Annotated in this window: 18 protein-coding genes and 2 pseudogenes; all 20 read right to left on the bottom strand. The window is 56.7% G+C overall.

What is annotated here, in order from left to right; translation table 11 throughout:
- Nucleotides 1-24 precede the first annotated feature (24 nt).
- Entirely contained in the window at nucleotides 25-777 is a 753-nt protein-coding gene (locus VNZ65_RS11415) for a C40 family peptidase (RefSeq protein ID WP_325669021.1), read from the bottom strand.
- On the bottom strand, nucleotides 774-1499 hold the full coding sequence (locus tag VNZ65_RS11420) for a phage minor tail protein L (protein ID WP_062116645.1): 726 nt from the start codon (nucleotides 1497-1499) through the stop codon (nucleotides 774-776). The genes VNZ65_RS11415 and VNZ65_RS11420 overlap by 4 nt, the downstream gene beginning before the upstream one ends.
- Nucleotides 1496-1834, bottom strand: coding sequence for a phage tail protein (locus tag VNZ65_RS11425; RefSeq protein ID WP_325669025.1), 339 nt, complete (start codon nucleotides 1832-1834; stop codon nucleotides 1496-1498). The genes VNZ65_RS11420 and VNZ65_RS11425 overlap by 4 nt, the downstream gene beginning before the upstream one ends.
- On the bottom strand, nucleotides 1834-5334 hold the full coding sequence (locus VNZ65_RS11430) for a phage tail tape measure protein (protein WP_325669027.1): 3501 nt from the start codon (nucleotides 5332-5334) through the stop codon (nucleotides 1834-1836). The genes VNZ65_RS11425 and VNZ65_RS11430 overlap by 1 nt, the downstream gene beginning before the upstream one ends.
- A pseudogene (locus VNZ65_RS11435) lies at nucleotides 5331-5603 on the bottom strand (phage tail assembly protein T); the annotation flags it as partial. The pseudogene VNZ65_RS11435 and the gene VNZ65_RS11430, both read right to left, overlap by 4 nt.
- Before the next feature lie 11 nt (nucleotides 5604-5614).
- The gene (locus VNZ65_RS11440; protein WP_325669031.1) at nucleotides 5615-6037 is read right to left on the bottom strand and encodes a hypothetical protein; all 423 of its coding nucleotides are present in this window, start codon (nucleotides 6035-6037) and stop codon (nucleotides 5615-5617) included.
- Between the two features lie 5 nt (nucleotides 6038-6042).
- Nucleotides 6043-6456, bottom strand: coding sequence for a phage tail tube protein (locus tag VNZ65_RS11445; protein WP_325669033.1), 414 nt, complete (start codon nucleotides 6454-6456; stop codon nucleotides 6043-6045).
- A gap of 74 nt (nucleotides 6457-6530) precedes the next feature.
- Nucleotides 6531-6872 (bottom strand): DUF3168 domain-containing protein, encoded by a 342-nt coding sequence (locus VNZ65_RS11450; protein WP_325669035.1) that lies wholly within the window; start codon nucleotides 6870-6872, stop codon nucleotides 6531-6533.
- Complete coding sequence (locus tag VNZ65_RS11455; protein ID WP_325669036.1) at nucleotides 6869-7348, bottom strand: HK97 gp10 family phage protein; 480 nt, start codon at nucleotides 7346-7348, stop codon at nucleotides 6869-6871. The genes VNZ65_RS11450 and VNZ65_RS11455 overlap by 4 nt, the downstream gene beginning before the upstream one ends.
- Nucleotides 7341-7667 (bottom strand): phage head closure protein, encoded by a 327-nt coding sequence (locus tag VNZ65_RS11460; RefSeq protein WP_325669038.1) that lies wholly within the window; start codon nucleotides 7665-7667, stop codon nucleotides 7341-7343. The genes VNZ65_RS11455 and VNZ65_RS11460 overlap by 8 nt, the downstream gene beginning before the upstream one ends.
- The gene (locus VNZ65_RS11465) at nucleotides 7667-7996 is read right to left on the bottom strand and encodes a head-tail connector protein (protein ID WP_325669040.1); all 330 of its coding nucleotides are present in this window, start codon (nucleotides 7994-7996) and stop codon (nucleotides 7667-7669) included. Before VNZ65_RS11465 ends, VNZ65_RS11460 begins: the two co-directional genes overlap by 1 nt.
- On the bottom strand, nucleotides 7977-8213 hold the full coding sequence (locus tag VNZ65_RS11470; RefSeq protein ID WP_325669042.1) for a hypothetical protein: 237 nt from the start codon (nucleotides 8211-8213) through the stop codon (nucleotides 7977-7979). The genes VNZ65_RS11465 and VNZ65_RS11470 overlap by 20 nt, the downstream gene beginning before the upstream one ends.
- 73 nt (nucleotides 8214-8286) lie before the next feature.
- On the bottom strand, nucleotides 8287-9672 hold the full coding sequence (locus tag VNZ65_RS11475; protein WP_325669044.1) for a phage major capsid protein: 1386 nt from the start codon (nucleotides 9670-9672) through the stop codon (nucleotides 8287-8289).
- Nucleotides 9673-9681: 9 nt separating this feature from the next.
- A complete protein-coding gene (locus tag VNZ65_RS11480; RefSeq protein WP_325669046.1) occupies nucleotides 9682-10380 on the bottom strand; it encodes an HK97 family phage prohead protease in 699 nt (232 codons plus the stop codon).
- Entirely contained in the window at nucleotides 10370-11680 is a 1311-nt protein-coding gene (locus VNZ65_RS11485) for a phage portal protein (RefSeq protein ID WP_325669048.1), read from the bottom strand. The genes VNZ65_RS11480 and VNZ65_RS11485 overlap by 11 nt, the downstream gene beginning before the upstream one ends.
- A gap of 10 nt (nucleotides 11681-11690) precedes the next feature.
- Nucleotides 11691-13382 carry a terminase large subunit gene (locus tag VNZ65_RS11490; protein ID WP_325669050.1) on the bottom strand — a complete coding sequence of 564 codons (1692 nt, stop codon included), beginning with the start codon at nucleotides 13380-13382 and terminating at the stop codon, nucleotides 11691-11693.
- A 9-nt stretch (nucleotides 13383-13391) separates the two neighbouring features.
- On the bottom strand, nucleotides 13392-13757 hold the full coding sequence (locus VNZ65_RS11495; RefSeq protein WP_325669052.1) for a hypothetical protein: 366 nt from the start codon (nucleotides 13755-13757) through the stop codon (nucleotides 13392-13394).
- A gap of 765 nt (nucleotides 13758-14522) precedes the next feature.
- Nucleotides 14523-14732 (bottom strand): hypothetical protein, encoded by a 210-nt coding sequence (locus VNZ65_RS11500; protein WP_325669054.1) that lies wholly within the window; start codon nucleotides 14730-14732, stop codon nucleotides 14523-14525.
- A gap of 259 nt (nucleotides 14733-14991) precedes the next feature.
- Nucleotides 14992-15969: a hypothetical protein gene (locus VNZ65_RS11505; protein ID WP_325669056.1), complete on the bottom strand. Its 978-nt coding sequence runs from the start codon at nucleotides 15967-15969 to the stop codon at nucleotides 14992-14994.
- Between the two features lie 646 nt (nucleotides 15970-16615).
- Nucleotides 16616-17181: pseudogene (locus VNZ65_RS11510) on the bottom strand (hypothetical protein); the annotation flags it as partial.

The following is a 17181-nucleotide window of genomic DNA, read 5'->3' on the forward strand; positions in this document are numbered from 1 at the left end:
GCGGACTGGTTCCTGCTTGCTACCCTAACTCCCCTGGCTTCGATACCGCAGCACGGCACGCGTCACCTGCAACCAATGGCCGCCATAGACCACCTTGCAGGAAAGCTGGCCATACTCATGGTGGATCATCCATTGCCAGCCGCCGTCGATATAGATCCCGGCATGATTCGGATGATTTTTGGAGCGAATCTGCATCAGGATGACGTCACCAACCTGCAGGTCGGCGACACCATCGGGCACGACCTCGAAGCCCGCCTTTGCATAGTTATCCAGGTACAGGTTCTGGACGCCGTCGTCCCACCAGCCATCCCGCCGCTCGAAGTCAGGCAGAACAATGCCGCGTTCCTGCTTGTACCAGCGCCGGATCAGCGCATAGCAGTCATGGACGCCGTGCACGAACGGCAGACCCAGCAAGGGTGCCTCGTAGCCGGACGGTGCGAAGGTGTGGATCTCGCTGGCGACCACGGCGCCGGCATCGTCCTTGCCGACATGGACGATGTGCCACGGTATGCCCCCTTCTTCACAGGCATCCAGATCGGCCGGCGACGGCAGCGGCGGACGGTCCGGATGGCTATGCACCACCGCCAAGATCTCGCCCATATCCGCGGCCGCAACGTAATCCTCCTTCGCCAGCCTGAAATCCTCATCGTTCCTGGCAATATTGGCGCAGGGAACATACCTGGTCATCCGTCCTGCTTTGAGGATCAGGCCGCAACACTCGCGTGGATATTCCCGGACAGCGTGCGCTCGAATAGCGCGTTCAGTACCCCTGTTCATGATCGCACCAGCCCGGCTGCTGCATAGGAGCCCCAGTTGATAACCTCGAATTCGCCAAACCGCTTCTTGCAGTCAGAGGTCAAGCCGCCGCAATCATCTCTCGCGGGGTCATCGGTCGGGTTGCCATCCTTGTCAAACATCGCCGCGCCGGTATAGTTGCAATACGCGCCGCGATAACCATTGTTGCGTACCCACCAGCACAGGCCGGCGATAATCTGCTTGCCGGGTAGCATCTCGCCGTTCAGATCGAGCGCGTTGCGCAAGGAGAACGTGACCGTTTCGCTGGTTTCGCTCTTCTTTTGCTCGATGTAATACAGGTCGGACGGGAATTCCTCCCCGGGATCCGCACTAGGATTACCGCCCTCGAAATTGCGGGCATCGAGGTATTGACCCAGGGTTGTGCGCCTGGTCACCTTTGCGCCGGCCAGGTCGGCAAGATAGATGCACATCGAGGAAATCACACCGGCGACCGGCTCGCCGTTGGCGTCGAGACCAATATTTCCGACGGCCAGCGTTGGCGACGGCTGCTGGCCATCGCTGGTAACCTCAAACTCGGTTGCCTGAATCGCCCAAGGCGTGTATTCATTTCCCTGCCACCAGATGGGGCCGGCCTGCTGATAACCGTGAAACCGCAGCACGTCACCGCCAATTTCCGTGGCGTCGAGCTCGAATAGCTCCACCCGGGCGCCAGGTTCAAGGGATTGGATGTCGGCCGTAATCATGGGCTAAAAGATTCCTCAAAAGTCACTGCAATCGTAAAAATTCCGCCGCCGTGCTCCGTCGGCTGGTATTCGCCAGCCTTAAACCTCGCCTGGCCGCCAAGTGGTGGCGTCCAGTAGAACGAGCGGCTGCCCGCGTGCCGATCCAGAAATGCTGCAATTGCGCCGACCTTGGCGGCCGTACCGGTAAAACTGAGCGGCCAGGACGTGGATCGATTATTGATACCGTCTGGCGCAGTCTGCGCATAGCCGTCGCCAAACTGCGCCTTCAGGACCCGAAATTTCACTGCACCGGTCGATTCGATCTTCGGCACCCAGCTAAATGTTTCAATGGCCATCAGGCATATCCCATCCGTTGCTTTGACAGCAAGCCGCCGTCGCGCGACTCCTTGACAATCACCTCCTTGACCACCTGCGTAATCATGGCGCCGAGCTGCTTTCCGACACCGTTGTTATCACCGGTCGTCACCGCCTTGGTGCCGGCATCGCTGACGGTCACGTGGGTAACGATGTTCATACCGCCACCAGCAGCAGGACTTGGCATGCCCACGCCTGCTGGACTGGAACCGACCACCCCGCCGGTGGCGAAGCGGCCCAGCTTGGATGCGTCGCCGCCATTGTTGAGCCATTCCAGCAGGCCGCGATTTCTCTTGGTCGATGCGGCGTTATTGACGAATTCGCCATTCGACAGCCACGCCGCAATGCTGTCGGACGTCCCGGTCCCCTCGCCGGAGACAAAGCCGCCCGTCGCAAAGGAACCACCGGCGGCCGCGTCAATGAAACCGGCGCCGGCACCACCGCTGGACGGTATGCTCATACCCGCATTGACCGCACCAGTGCTCCCGACGTACGCACCGATAGCGTTCATCGCAAAATTAAACAAGCCTGAGATCGCGGCCTTGGCCTGCATCCTGGCAATATCGGCGATCACGGACTTGGCCAGATCAGAAAACGACAGCTTTCCGGTCGTCGCAAACTTCACAAGCGCATCTTCCATCCCCTTGGCGGCATTGGTAAATGCCGAGCCAGCCTGCGCAGCGACGTTCCTCGCCGCATCCTGATAGTCGTAGAAGGACTGCATGGCGCCGTTGCGCCAATCCCCCTGCTTATCCTTTAACTGATCGTAATAAGCCTCGTAGTCCTTCAGGGAACCATCCAGGCCGGCCTGGATGTTCGCCTGAGCATCAAGGAATTGCTGCGATCCGAGCAGGTCCTTCGGTGTGGCCTTGGTCAGTTGCTCCTGATAGCGCTGGTATTCCTTCTGGATCTGGTTGTAGGCGGCGACCCGCTCCTGCTCGGCGCGGCCCATGCCGAAGGCACCAAGTGTGCGACCGTATTGTTCCTGCTGGCCACCACGTTGCGAGTTAATCGATTCACCAATTTGCGCCGATCGCTCGCTGAGCTTCTGCTTTTCCTGCTTGAGGCGCACTTCCTCGGCGACAGCAACGTTTTTGTCCAGTTGCGCGCGGATCGCCGCTTCGTCATTCAACAAGCTTTTCTGATCTGCAGTCAGAACTTTCTTTTCTTTGAGATCAGCGATCTGCTGCTCAAACTTGATGCGCTCACGCTGCGCCTCGGTTAGCTTATTTTCACCACCCAGCTGCGCCTGCAGCGTTGCCTCCTGCTCGCGTAAGGATTGCAACAGTTTGGTGCCGGCGTCATCGTGGTAAGCCTTCGGCTTGGCAGCTTTCTTGTCCTGATACTGCTCATCAATTTTCTTCAGGTTGGCCTGATGGCGCGCGTAAGCGGTCTCGTACTCTTTCGAGCCCTCGATCAGACCGGCAGTAGCGTCGGCAAAATCTTTCTTTTCCTTGTCCTTGTCGATCCGCTTACGGCTGTCCTTATCCGCATATTTCGTATCGTTCAAGTAGCTGCGCAGGGCCATCGCCTGGTCACCGCTCTTACCCAGCGCCTGACTCTCCTTCGTCTTAGCGTGTTCTTTGAGAATCAGGTCGTTGATGCGGCTGAGTTCCTTTTGATCGGCGTCGACGGCCGCTTGCACCTGCTCGATGAGCTGCTTATTGCCGCCATCCTTGGCGGCCTTGAGATTTTCCAGGCGTGCCGTGCTGCCCAGGTATCGTTTTTGCGCCACCTCCATCTGGCTGGCGTAAGTGCTCGGGCCAATGGCGCGCCCAAGCAACTGATCGACCTCGATAATCAGGCTTTTCCAACCTTGCCAGATCGTCATGACAAGGCCAATATCCTTGCCGGCGTCCGTCGTCATGCGCTGATGCGAGTCGTGCAAGGCATCGATCACGACTTTGGCGGCGCCCGCCTTGTCCCCAGTTTCCGCGTACTGGACGGCCAGCTGATATTGGGCTGCACTCATGAAATGGTGCTGCTTCTGATACTTTTCAGCCCAGGCGACGGCGTCGTCCGCCAAAGCGCCAAGATCGGCAGTAACGTCGGCAATGCTCCTGCCAGTGTCCTTCGCCATCTCCAGCGCCACCTGGCCAAAGCTGCCCAGCTGGTCGCCCCCGATACGTCCCGTATTGACCAGGCCGACCAAGGCTTCATTGGCCTCGCCGATGAATCGCGAGCTACCGGCAAGCTGAGTAGCCATGCCGGAGATCTGGTCGGCGGTGAGCCCGGAAAAGCTGCCGGACGAAGCAATCGACTTGTTCACTTCCTCCAGGCGCTGATGACTGGCATACGCTTCGTAGCCCAACACGGCAAACGCGCCAGCCACGGCACCGACCGCCAATCCCAGAGGCGACATCATCATGGCGGTCAGCCCCGTGCGTTCCGACAAGATCGACATGGATCGGGCGGCGGCACCGAAATCGCCGCGCGCCAGCTCGCGCGCCACCACGCCCAGCTCTCGGCGGGCGCTGCCGCTCTCCATACTGAAACTGTGCAGTGCCTTCTCGCCGGCGCCGATCTTTTCTATGAACGGTGCTGCTTGTGCAGTCACACCCAGCTGGGCAGCGCGATACTCCATCAGCTGCTTGGTCGTCATACCCGCCGTGGCTGCCTGGTCCTTCAGTTTGGCAACAAAGGCATCCGCCTTGGCGGCCGCGTCGGCGGTCGACTTGGCAAGTCCTGCCTCCGAGGCGTCCAGACGCTTGACAGCCAGGTCGTACTGCTCTGCCGAAATCCGGCCGCTCTGCCACAAACCGAGCAGCTTATCGGTTTGCGCCTGCACTTCTTTCATCGAACTGGCTCCGCGGCCAATCGATGCCAGGGCGCGGTTGACCTCAGCAATCTGGTCGGCGGTGGCCTGCATGCCGCGCTGCTGCGTCGAATAATCGACCTTCGCTCCTGTATTGGATCCGGCACCGCTGGTCAAACCCATCTCTCTGGCAGCCGTGGCCGCCTCCCTGGCAGCGACGGTTTGCTTGTTCAGCGCCTCGGCCTGCGCCACGGAGGCGGCGACCATGGCGCGGATTCGTGCGGCTGCCTGATCTTCCGATTCGGCGAACGCGGTCGCGGCAGCCGATGCCCCTGTAAAGCTGCCTGATACAGCATCGTTTGCCGCGGACGCGGCGCGCTGCGTCGCCTCAACCTGCCGCATTCGATCAATCAGCGGCGCGGCGGCGCCGGCCAGCCCCATCTGCTCAGCTTTCAGCGACAGTGCTGCCAGCTTCCCGCCCTCCATGGCTGCCACTTGACGTTGCAACGACTGTATATAGCGCTGCTGCGTTGCGGTCAACGTGCCGGCAGCCTGACTGGAGGCGTCGCCGATCGAAGTCAGCGCCGCAGACGACTTACTCGCCGCATCGACCGCGGTATCGGCAAATTTAGCGACCGTCTGGGCGGATTTGACCATATCGGCATTAAAGCCGCTCTGGTCAGCCACCATCATGATGGTGGCTTTACCGAGTACGTCGTCGCTCATGCACTATTTCCTTTCGTCTTACCGAACATCATTGCTTTAATGAGGTCGGACTGGGCCTTCGCGTCTCCCAGGTCAACCGGCTCATTCGATGCAGCGCCAGCCGGCGACGCATGCCACCACGACAGAAACTCAGTCGTGGTAAATGGCTCCGGTCGCGCCTTGGTGTTGCGGTTGATATTGGCCATGAGGCTCATCATCTCCGCGTGGCGCCAGTCGTCGTCGCGTTCTCGGTCCGGCGTCATCGCGTAATACGCCTTCCATTCCGAGAATTCGGCCGAATCTACTTCTTGCTGGACTTGTCGGACGCTTTTACCGAGGTCTCTGGCGAGCCGGAGCCAGACGCGTCGCTCTGGTCGGTCTTGGAGTTTTTTGTGGCGGCTTCATCTGCAGCCGGCCCGATGGCGTTGATACGAAAAGCAGCATCGGCCAGGCGGCCCAGCACCTGACCGTTTTTCTGCTGCAGCGCCTCGATGTCAGCTTCAGTAAAGAGGCGTTTGCCATCAGGGTCGATGATCGTGGCGGCCAGAATGGAGGCCTGAAAGCAGCTTAGGGAGATGTTTTTTTCGCGTCCGGACAGGAACTGGTCGCGCCCGGCACCTGACATCAGGCCGATTCGTACAGAACCACCCCATTCCGGTACCGGAATATCTTCGGTCTTAATGTCCTGGGCGCCCAGGATGGCATCGCGATTGAGGATTGTCATAGTCTTCATTTCCAATCCACGTCGCCGCTGATGCGGGTGGTCACACTGCCGGTTTGCACGCCGTCGACGGCGCCCTGCAGCGGCACGGATTTAACAAGTCCCTTCCAGGTGGCGATCGAGCCATCCGGCAGCGTCAGCTTGAACGGCGTCAGCGCGCCAGTTTTCTTGGCGGCGGTGAGCGCCAGCTGACCGGGATCTGCATGATTGATGTGCAGTTCGAAGTTGAAGTTACCGCTGTCCGCCAGGCCCAGCAGGAATTCCTTCGACGTGCTGTTCAGGTCGGTGGTGTCGATCTCAGACGCGGAGCCGTCAAAGCCCGTATAGGACTTGAAGCCCTTGATTTGCGTGAAGATGGGATCGGCGCCGGCGGCGCCGATTTCCAGCTTACTACCTTGTGCGGATAAAGCAACCGAAGTCATACTGTTCTCCAAAAGAAAAAGCCACCCGTAGGTGGCGAAATGAAAAATAAAAAATGAAAATGATGTAACACGGGTCAAACCCAGAAACTGAAATCCTGACTGCGCCGAAATACCTTGATGTCCGAGTTATAGGTGCTGATGGGCGCGCCAAGGGGAACACCCCGAAGTGGCGCGACGCACACCACGGCCGCAGCTGCCGCCAACAGTTCGTTTGCTTCCGTGCGGCTTCTTGCGAATACGTCTATCTGGATGCGGGGATTCCCCAAGGTATCCGGACCGTCGAGATCGTTGACACTGGCGCCACCGACCTGCTGCAGCGTTGCATAGGGCAGCGTGCTGCTGTCCGGTGCCACGTCGTAATGCACGCCGCCGGCAAACAAGGCCTTAGTCGCCGCCCATATCTGTTTTTCAATCATCGGTTGATCTCCGCAATCGCCTTCCGCACGTTCTCCGCCAGCTTGCTGCGCATGGCCGACAGTGCGGCCTCCTTCTGTGTATCGAATGCCGGCCGCAGGAATGGGTGCGCTGGCACAAACACATTGCGGTTGGCTGCCCGATGGTCCTTGGCGCGTACGCCCTTGGGCTTCTTCGGGACATACCAGTGACCGTATTCCACCCATTTACCATAGAAGGCGTCCAGCTCGGACGATTTGCCTTTGCGCCAAGACACGTAATAGACCTGCCTGTCGGCTCCGGACAGCTCTTCAATATGTTTCTGATAGATGGCGGATTTGAGAATGCCCTTGTCTTCCGGTGCACGCGCCATCACCTCGTTCTTGATGACCGTGGCGCCAGTATTGGCCGCGGACCGCAGCGAATCTGCGAACATGGCCGGAAGCCGCAGTAGATTCTGCTGGATCTGGTCCAGGCCGCTCCATTGGATGTTAGCCATTATTCAATCCTGACGAGCACATCAGCTGCAGCTCACGTTTACGACCATCGCGGTCCAGCACTGCTTCAATGTTGTAAATCACGCCATCGCACAGCAGCCGCATTTTTGCCGTGACACCCGTTCTGTAACGGATGCGGAAGCGAGTAGTCACCTCGCTTTGTGCCGCCTGCGCCGCAAACAGCTCGCGCCCGCTCAGATCTTCCTTCTTGGCATAGGGCTTACTCACCAACAGCCATTCCGTACGTGGATTGCCGTCATCATCCTGTCCGGATGGGGGCGACTGGATGACCGTTTTATGTCGTAACTGGCCGGCCTGCATCACACCCCCAAATTAGTTCTGTAAGGCGCCATCAATGCCTCAGCTGCGCGATTCTCGATCATCTTGTGATCAAACGATGCTTCGCGATTCTCCCAGAAATCGCCCAAAAACAGCAGGACGGCAGCCTTCAGGCTGGGCGGTATGCCGATGTCTTCCTGCGCACCGACGTCGGCAACGTTGCGACTCAACGGCGCCTGAATGTGCTGCTCGACACGATCCACGGCCGCTTCCATGTACAAAGCGATCATCGGATCATCGTCGTCTGGATCCAGGCGCAAGTGTGCCCGGGCCTGAGTCAGACCGAAACTATCAGTCAGCGGCGTCGCCATTCTTGCCCTTGGTACGCGGTGCTGGTGCCGATTTGTTGTTGGCTGCCGGCGCGACTTTCCCGTCGGTCTCAACTTCGACCACCAGCTCATTGGCCTTCAGATCGGCCATGCGCTGGCGAGAAACCGCAAACGGCTCGCTGTCGGGTGTCTTGAAACCCTCCTCGCCGTGAAACGTTTTTACGGGTTGCACCAGAAATTCGTTGTCTTCTGTACTCATGCATCTCTCCAAATGAGAAAGGGCAACGCTATGCGCTGCCCTTTCGGTAGATTTACTGTTTCGCCAGGTAGGTTTAAGGCTTTTGACCCGACACCGAACCTGTCACGAAGGCTTCCGGCCGATACACCGCCAGCGCCAGGCGCTCTTCCGCCCGGATCGTGACCATGTTCTTGACGAAATCGTCTTCGTTCTCCGTCGACAACAGCACTTCGACCTCCATGCGATCGAAGATCTGCGCGCCCAGGTTGAATGCCCCTGTCAGGAACGTGTCTTGCGCGATGGCTTGCGTTTCAGCGACTGGCAAGCCCCACAAGCGTGCGCCGGACCCGTTGACCGGCTGGGCGATGATGTAGCGGCCTTCCTTGTCCTTAGTCAACTCGATGCCGGTCCAGTCGATCGGATTCAGCACGAAGGCCGACGCCGGGTACTCGGCCAGGACGGCCTGCAGAATGGCCAGACGCAGGCGATCGATGGGCGTCGCATCCGCCAGCACCAGCGCCGGCTTGAAGGCAATCGCTTGCGGCAACAACCCCAGAATATTGGCGCCGGTTCCGTCACCACTCAGGAGCTGCAGCTCTTCCTTGAAGCGCAGACCGTACTGCGCACGGCCATCGATGTAGCTGGCCAGTCCTTTAGCATCGTCCAGCAGTTGGCGCGAACCTTTGAAATGGTGGGCGATGGTGCGTACCGGAGCGCTTTTCAGATCGAATTGGATGTCCGACTTTGGCTTCAACGCGCCTTCGGCGACAGGGGCGGCGTTATTGGTATAGCCGGTTTCGCGGACGTACTCGATCGAATTGGAACCGGTCTGACCTGGCAGCAGCAAGTCGCGAATGGTCAAAGTACGATTGATCGGCGCCACAATGCCCAGCTGGCGATCAGCCATCACCAAAGAGTTGCTGGAGCTGACGCCGGCGCCAACTGTGCCGGGCACGTTCATCAGATCCTTACGTTCCATGCTGACACGCAGGCTCTTACGTTCCGAGCTGTTCATGCCCTTGAAGGCGTCGCTTTCGACGACACGCTGGCCGACCGTCTTGAATTCTTGCTGCTCGTCATTGCCGGGGCGGCGGACGCTCTTCTGCTCCAGTTCAGCCATGCGCGACTTCAAATCGTTCATTTCGGTCAACGTCTTGTCGGTCGCGTCTTTCAGCTCTTGCGTAACGGCAGTACCGCTGGCCATCTTCTTGGCGATGTCCTCGCCGAAGTTCTTGACCTGGTCCATCACTTCGCCGAGCCGCTTGCTCACAGCACCGATGTCGTCGCCACCTTCGCCACCGCTCTTACGCAGCATGCCGGCACCGGCAAACGGCAGAAGCGACATCCAGCCACCGTCACCAAAGCTCGGGAAAAGCGCCGAATGCAGAGACGCGTGAACGGCCGGCCCAATCTCAGCGGCGAAGCCGGCGGCGGCGACCGTCGCCAAGACGGCGAGCAAAAATACATGTTTCAATTTCATATTGATTCCTTAAAGTTGAGGGAGAGAAAAGCTGGCAAGGCGTTGGCTCATTTCAGAAAGAGCTGCCTTTTGTTCGCTGTCGCCCTCGGACTCGCTCCGGAGCAGGTGCTTCAAGCCACGACTTGCGATCACCGTGGCTTGAGTCTTCGAAAAGCCTGCCTCGCGCAGGAGCTTTTCAAAATCAGGGAGATTCGGCAGGTTGCCGTGGGCAATCCGAGCCTTGATAGCGTCAATGCGGGCGTCGTCGTTCGCCGGTGTGGTGACAATGGAAATTTCGACCAGATCCAGTTTTTTGAGAGTCAAGATGCCGGTTTTTTCGTCGTAACTGGAATCCCGAACGTAATAGCCAATCGACAGACCGGTGATCGAGCGCGACTGCATGCCGCGGTAGGCGATCTTGGCGTAGGCGGCGTCAGTCAACCACAGCTGGCCGGTGCCGAACAGTCCGTGGTCGTCTTCCTTCAGCGAATTGATGTCCCAGTCGCCGATCGGCTCGCCGGAGCGGTGCTGCCACAGCACCGGGAACGTGCGGCCCTTGGCCTTGGTTTCCGCAATGCTGTCCAGGAAAGCGCCTGGCGCCACCACCTCGTTGTAACTGTCCACGGTACCGAACACCGAGCCGTACCCAGAAAAAAGGCCGTCCTCTTGGACGGCCTTCACTTGATAGTCGAATGATCGGATTTGCATCGTTCCGCTTTTACGTTTCATCGTTGTCCTCATCGTTTTTGATTCCTAGCCATTGCCGCAGTGCGTTCTTGGCCGCGCCGGCGGTGGATGTGATCTTGCCAAGCATGGTGAGCGGCACCAGATTGCTCTGCACGGTCAGCTCGTCGCCGCCGGCGAGCGGCGCGCGATTATCGTAGGCGCGCCCCTCGTTGCGCGTCATCAGCCCGTTTTGTGTCATTTTTGCCAGATACTCGGCGCGCGCGGCGCTGTCGGCGCGCAGCAGGCCTTCAATGGCAAATTCTGCAAAGAATTTGCTGCGCTCACCTGGCGACAACAGGGATTTGCGGATGGCCTGCTCGACCCTGGTCAGCCATGGCCGCAGGGAGAATGTCAAGAAACCAATCATCTGCTGCTCGATGCCAGTGCCCCAGTTGGTCGAATTGGCTGAATGCCCCACCATGAAGGGAGGAACGCGAAACCAGCGGCACATTTCCTCGACATTGAAGGAGCGCGATTCCAGCATCTGCGAGTCGCCAGGGTTCATGGTCAACTGCTGGTAAGTGGAGTCGTTCTCCAACACCATGACGTTGCCGGCTTCTGGACCGCCAGCGGCAAATTGTTTAATGCTGGCGCGCAGATCCTCGCGCTGGTCCTTCTTGAGCGTGCCGGTTACTTTGACAAAGCCGGCGGCCCGCATGCCGCTCGAAAACACTTTACTGCTAGCCTCATCCGTCGCCATAGCGGCGCCGAACACATTAGCGCCGTAGGACATGGGCGTCAGCCCATTGACGCCGTCGAGGCTGAAAGCCGGAATGTTGACCAGGTCGCCTTCCGCAATAGTCCGCTGCGAACCGTCCAGGTCGCGGTAGTTATATTCCATCGCGCCGGAGAGCAGCCGCCGCTTCTGCATCCGGCCAGGATGCAGAAAATTCAGGGCAACAATGCGTTTGCCGATCTTGGCCTTTTCTATATAGGCATTACCCCACAAAAGCATGCTGGCGATGATCGCTTCCCAGAACTGAACCGCGGTCATGTCTGCGTTGGGCTGGTTGTGCAATAGATCGTAGAGCGGGTGAGCCGTCGCCGGTTCGCGGGAGCCATCGGCGAGTTTTTCGTAAAACCCCAGCGGCAAGGTGGCGATCGTCTCGGACAGCAGGCGCACGCACGCCCATACGGTGGCCAGCTGCAAGGCAGCATCGACCGTTACCCGGCGACCAGTAAAAGAGCCGCCACCCAGATAGGCAGACCAGAAGTCCGTATCCGTCAGCGCTATCGGCACGCCGAGCCATTTCAGGACGCTCCCTTTGATGCGCCCTGCTGGCTTCGTTTTAGTTTGACTCATTGATTTCCTATTAGGCGATGAGGATGTCGCTGATCCAGTCGTCGCTTTGATCGGGTTCGGCCAGCATGGCGCGGCCGACTGCCATAATCGCGGCGACAACGCCGTCGATCTTGTTTTCCTGCTTTTCCTTGCGGGGATAGATGTTGTCCTTGGCGTCCAGTTTCGCCACCACGTTCGACATCATCCAGGTCAGCACCGGATTGCCGTCGTGGTGCAGCCGTCCGGCCTTGACCGCACTCTCCAGTTCCTTCATCGGCAGCGACATGTTCTGCACCGTTTGGCGAAACTCGACGGCAACCGCGCCTTCTTTCATGAGCTCCTGCGCCAGCTGCGCGGCGCGCCAGGGATCGAATACGACCTCCTGCGGCGCAAACACGTCCATGTCTGCCAGCACCAGATCGCGCACGATGGAAAAATCGATCTCGGCACCCTCATGCTGATCAAGAAAACCCTCGATCACCCACTTGGTATAGGAATTCTTGAACTTAGTCGCGGATTCGATGGCCGTTTCCGGCAACGCATATTTACCGAACAGGTAATAGTGGGTCTTGCCCTCGATTTCTCGTATGAAGCAATCGACGTCGGCACAAATATCGGAGCGGGAGGCCAGATCGAGCGCTTTCCAGTTTTTGTCACCTATGAACTGTTCACGGCGTAGCGTCGGATCCGCGCATTTGGCCCATTCGATCATGTTCATCCAGGCCGTCTTCGCCGAACACCAGATATTCAGGTGCTTGGTCTTGAATCGGGTCTGTTTGGCGGCACTTTGTACTGCCTGGCGCTGCTGGCTGAGCAGGAAATCCTGATCGACCGAGATTCCCATGTTCGGATTGGCCTTGCGCAGTGCCTTGGGATCGTCCCAGGCATCCTCTTCATCCACCGTGTAGATAATGGCGAACAGTTCATCCTGCTCCAGCGCGCCTTCCAGCACCTTCTTCGCGTCTAGTTCCTGGTCATAGCACGGTCCGGCGATGTTGTAACCGGCCGTGGTGATTTCGACCAGCAACGGCTGATCGCGTGCACCCATGCCGGTTTCCATCGTATCGACCAGCTCGGACGTATCATGCTCGTGGTACTCGTCGACGATTGCGCAGGACGGCGATGAGCCATCGCCTGGCTTGCCAATCACGGGCTCGAATTTGGAGCCGTCGGCCGGCGTCAGCAACATCTTGGCCCATACCTCGGCACCGATGGCGTCCGCCAGTTCCGGCGTGCGCTCAATCATTTGCTTGGCGGGCCGGAAAACCTCCCAGGCTTGCTTCTCTGTGGTCGCGCCGGAGTAGACCTCGGCACCAAACTCGCCATCGGCGGCGAACATATACAGCGCGATGCCGGCAGCAAGGATGGATTTGCCGTTTTTACGGGGAACCGCGATATAGGCTTTACGAAAGCGCCGCCGTTCATTCTTGCGAATCTTCCAACCGAAAAGAACGCAGAAAATGAATTTCTGCCACGGCTGCAGCACAATCAGCTCTTTAGTCTTGGCCCATTTGCCCTTGGTATGGGGCAGCAACTCGATAAACGCACAGACATCGTCCGCGGCGTCGGCGTCGAAAAAATATTTGGACGTCTTCTTTTTCGCCGATTCCAGGTCATCGAGATGGCGTTTGCAGGCCAATTTGACCCACTTGCACGCGACAATCTTTCCCGCCACGACTTCGCGCGCGTAGCGATTTGCCGCTGTTACATGTGGATTGGCCATTGAACACGCTTACTTTCCTTTCTTGATGAGCTTGGCGAACGGATTGGCCGCGGCTGTCTTCGGCACCGAGACTTTAGACCGATCGGACGGCGTCATACCGAACTTTCCGATCAGAGTTTCGTAGCGCGTAAGCACCGCCGCCGGCACCAACCATTGCGTCCCTCGCATTTGGGCAAGCAGCGATGCCGCCATTTCAAGAGCGAGGCGATCAGAGCGGCAAAGGACGCCCGGCGCCAGCAAACCTACAATTTCGAACCAACATTTTTTCGCATCCTCGCTGAGACTCGCTGGCGGATCGCCGATCTCGCCATTGGGCTCGGGCTCGCCTTCCCGCTCACGGCCGCGCTTGGGGTTCTTGTCGAACGCGCCACGCATTTGCAGTACGTTCGATGGGGTCCTAGGCCTTGCCATAAGTCAACCCTTTTGAAATTTCATTTTGTGGAAATAAAAAAATTACTAAGCTGACGGTCTGGGCGACGAGAGTCTGTAGACTTTTGACTCCCCCTACCCCTGCGACGGGTCCGTGGCAGCGTCAGCGACGTCGCTCTGGTCCATCTGAGTCACTCGCTCAGCCGATGGGTCAGGCGCATCGTCGCAGTGGTCTTCATGATGATCGCCGCCGTGGCAGATCGCACATAGGCGACCGCGTCCGATGACGTCAAGCGCGCCAACATTGCGCGACCAACGTTTCCGTTTCCATGCTTCCATATATTAGTGCCTTGCTTTCCGTCCAAACCCGCCGTCTTCGGTCGCGGTCTTGATGTCGTGATGCCGCTTGCATAAGGACTGCCAGTTGCACAAGCTGTCCCAGAACAACGCCTTCGCTCTGGCGATAAACCCAGCGTCACCACTATCCAGCGCCTCTCGAAGCCGCGGCGGCGTGATGTGATCGACGACTGTTGCGGCAGTCACGACCCCATCGTGGGTGCAATGCGCGCAGAGCGGATGCGCTCGCAGGTAATGCGAGCGTGCTCGCGTCCAGGCGCTGGTGTATCCGCGCTGGTGTGCCGTGCCCCGCCGCTCGCAGTCCTGCTGCTGACGCAACTTCTGGTGCTTCGGACAGCAACGCTCAGCGCCATCGACCAGCACACCACAGCCAGGCGCAGCACATGGCTTACGCGGCCGGCGCGGCATATAACGTCACCACCAACGAATAGCCAAAATGAGCGCAGCAGCTCCAGCACAAGCAACGCCAATGGCTGCTACGAGATAGGAGATGCCTACTAACGCAGCGAATCGTTCTGCCAATCGCTCATCGAGCTGTACTGTCAAATGCATTTTGCAAACCCCATCCATGTTCAGTTTTTCTACCAACGATAAAGCATTGAATGGGTCTGTGGTTGCCAACATACATGCCTGTTCTTTTGGGCGAAAAAAAGCCCGCGAACCTTACGGTGGCGGGCTGAATCCAAAACTTAGGGAGAATTGGAGGAGACGAATTCAATGTACTCCAACTAAATCAACTCTCCATGCCTAGTTACAGATATTTACTCAAGCAACAGCTATTTACATCAGCAAAAATGAAGCGCGAATTGGCGAGAAAACACCCTATTATTTTCAATGTGACGGAACACTCGAAAACCTCCAATCCCATTTAACAAGGAAGCTACTAAGTCGGCTGGGGCTTCGCAGATATAATTACTGCTGTTGTTACTTCGCCCCTCAACTCAGTAGCATTTACGCTTAAATAAACTGGGGTTTTAGACCATTCCGCGTCTTGAAGTGCTCGCACATGTTCCTTGTCCAAGCTGTTGTCTTTAAATTTTGCCCAGAAATCCCTAGCTTTTTCAAGGTGACGAATTTTGATTTTGATCTCGTCTTCTTTACTCGTATCAACTGACAAAATTCGATAATTACCATTCAGTTGAATCTCGCTAGACTCCGACCTACTGGTAGAAATAACTTTTCTTACCTCGTCATTTGTCAATTTGATGCCATTCACATCAATTGAGTCAGCATCCGAAATACCCTTTAGAAAAGACATGCTGGTAAGCTGCGCGTCCTTTTCTACGGACACTAGACGCGGTTGCATTTGAAGCGCTTGAGTAACGATGCTCAGCCGCTCTGTTTCTAGCGTTGACAGCTTTATTAGCTTGTCAGCATCGATCTCCGCTTCTTTATGCTTTGCTTGCGTGCTGACGTAATGTTTAAACATGGAGGTTGCGGCCCATAACGAAGCCCCTACTACTCCCAGAATAACGATCTGTGAAGGTTCCATTTTCCCGACTAGTTCGCTAGCTAATTTTTGTGCAAAATCAGCTAAGTTGATTTCAACAACTGAGCTGCCTTGTTCCACCTTTGCCTTGAATTCGAGCTGCTGGCGTTCCGCATCTTTTAAATGCCTAGAGTCTGGATGATCATAAATTAGCTTGGAATATGTCCTATTAATCCCATGCTGGAGATCAATCATCGCCTGCATCAAGCTCGGCGTTATTGTGCTGTCGTAACCAGAACCTTTTAGGGTGACCGTAAGTTTGGGCCAGTTATCAAACTTTAGTACCAGTTGATCGCTAAGCTCGTCATTGATCGCTCTCTTTAATAAATCGAACGCATCCTGCTCGCTTGAAACGGTAACTCGATCTACCATGCTTCCCCCAAGGAAATTTTATCCAAGAGGAAACTATGACACATTATTGCAATAATTCAAACAAAAAACAATTGCATTATTACATCAAACTCCCTTACTCGCTTAAAGTTCAGCATACGCCAAATCAGCTCCGCATATGCTCAAATAGAAAAGCCTCGAACCGGTGAAGGTGCGAGGCTTTGGAAATTGGTGCCAGCGGCGAGGAGCAGTCGCTTTTACGAAGAACGTGCGGGCTTATCTCCTCGCTGACTATCGAAACTATGCTCCCTAATCAGCTAAGGACAAATGAATCATAAACAAAAAAGCCCGCCGAAGCGAGCTTTTCGAACTTCCGATACTTGAGGAGATTCGCGCGTTCCAGTGCTATCTGCAAAGTGACCGCGCCACGAAAGAATCTACTCAAATATCCGCCATCAATTCGGTTAGTCGCACCGATGACGTGTATATGGAACTGGAATATACCGGACTGTTTTTTCCGGCGCAAGTAATTTCTTAAGAAAAGCCATCCCACCGAAGGCTAATCGCTCACGAATGGGAAAACGTCCCCGCCCGGCGAATCAATCGAAAAAATAATATATCGGAACTGATCAATTTTTCGCAAATTTGGACCTGATATGTCCCTGCTCTCTGCAGACCAGCTGCACAACTATTTTTTGTATCGTCCAGCTTCGCACCAGAACCGAATTTTCGTTCCTTGTTGCATCTGAAGCAAATCTTCGGCATTGGCGCAATTTTCCTTGTTGGTCACTGCACCATTATTAGAATCAAAAGTAGAAACGTGGATGCGAGCTTTGTGGTCAATTACGCTATTGTGGTACAAGGTCTCGTATTCTGGATTACCCTCACCAAAATCAATACGCGTTAGCACAAACAGAAAAAGTAGAACATACGCGACCAGCATAACACTGAGCTTTGCCCAGAATAGACCTAATGCGGGCCAATTTAACCAGGGAGCGACCGTGTAACTTTTGCTGGTGTCCGTGCTAAATTTTTTTTCGATATAGCGTTGCACCCAACCCCATACAACAGCCTTCGCAAAGTACTGTAGCAGATCGAGACCCAGCGAAACAAAGAAGTGGCTCAGGAAATTCGGACAGTTGGTTAAGTGGTGGCTTTGCTTCACAATCTCGACCGGAAGGTCGATTACTGGAGCAAGGGCATGACCAAGAGAACGAGACGGAACCACACAGGGAACTTCAAAGCCAAAGTGGC

The organism is Collimonas sp. (assembly GCF_035566555.1).
In the GTDB taxonomy this organism is placed as follows: Bacteria; Pseudomonadota; Gammaproteobacteria; order Burkholderiales; family Burkholderiaceae_D; genus Collimonas.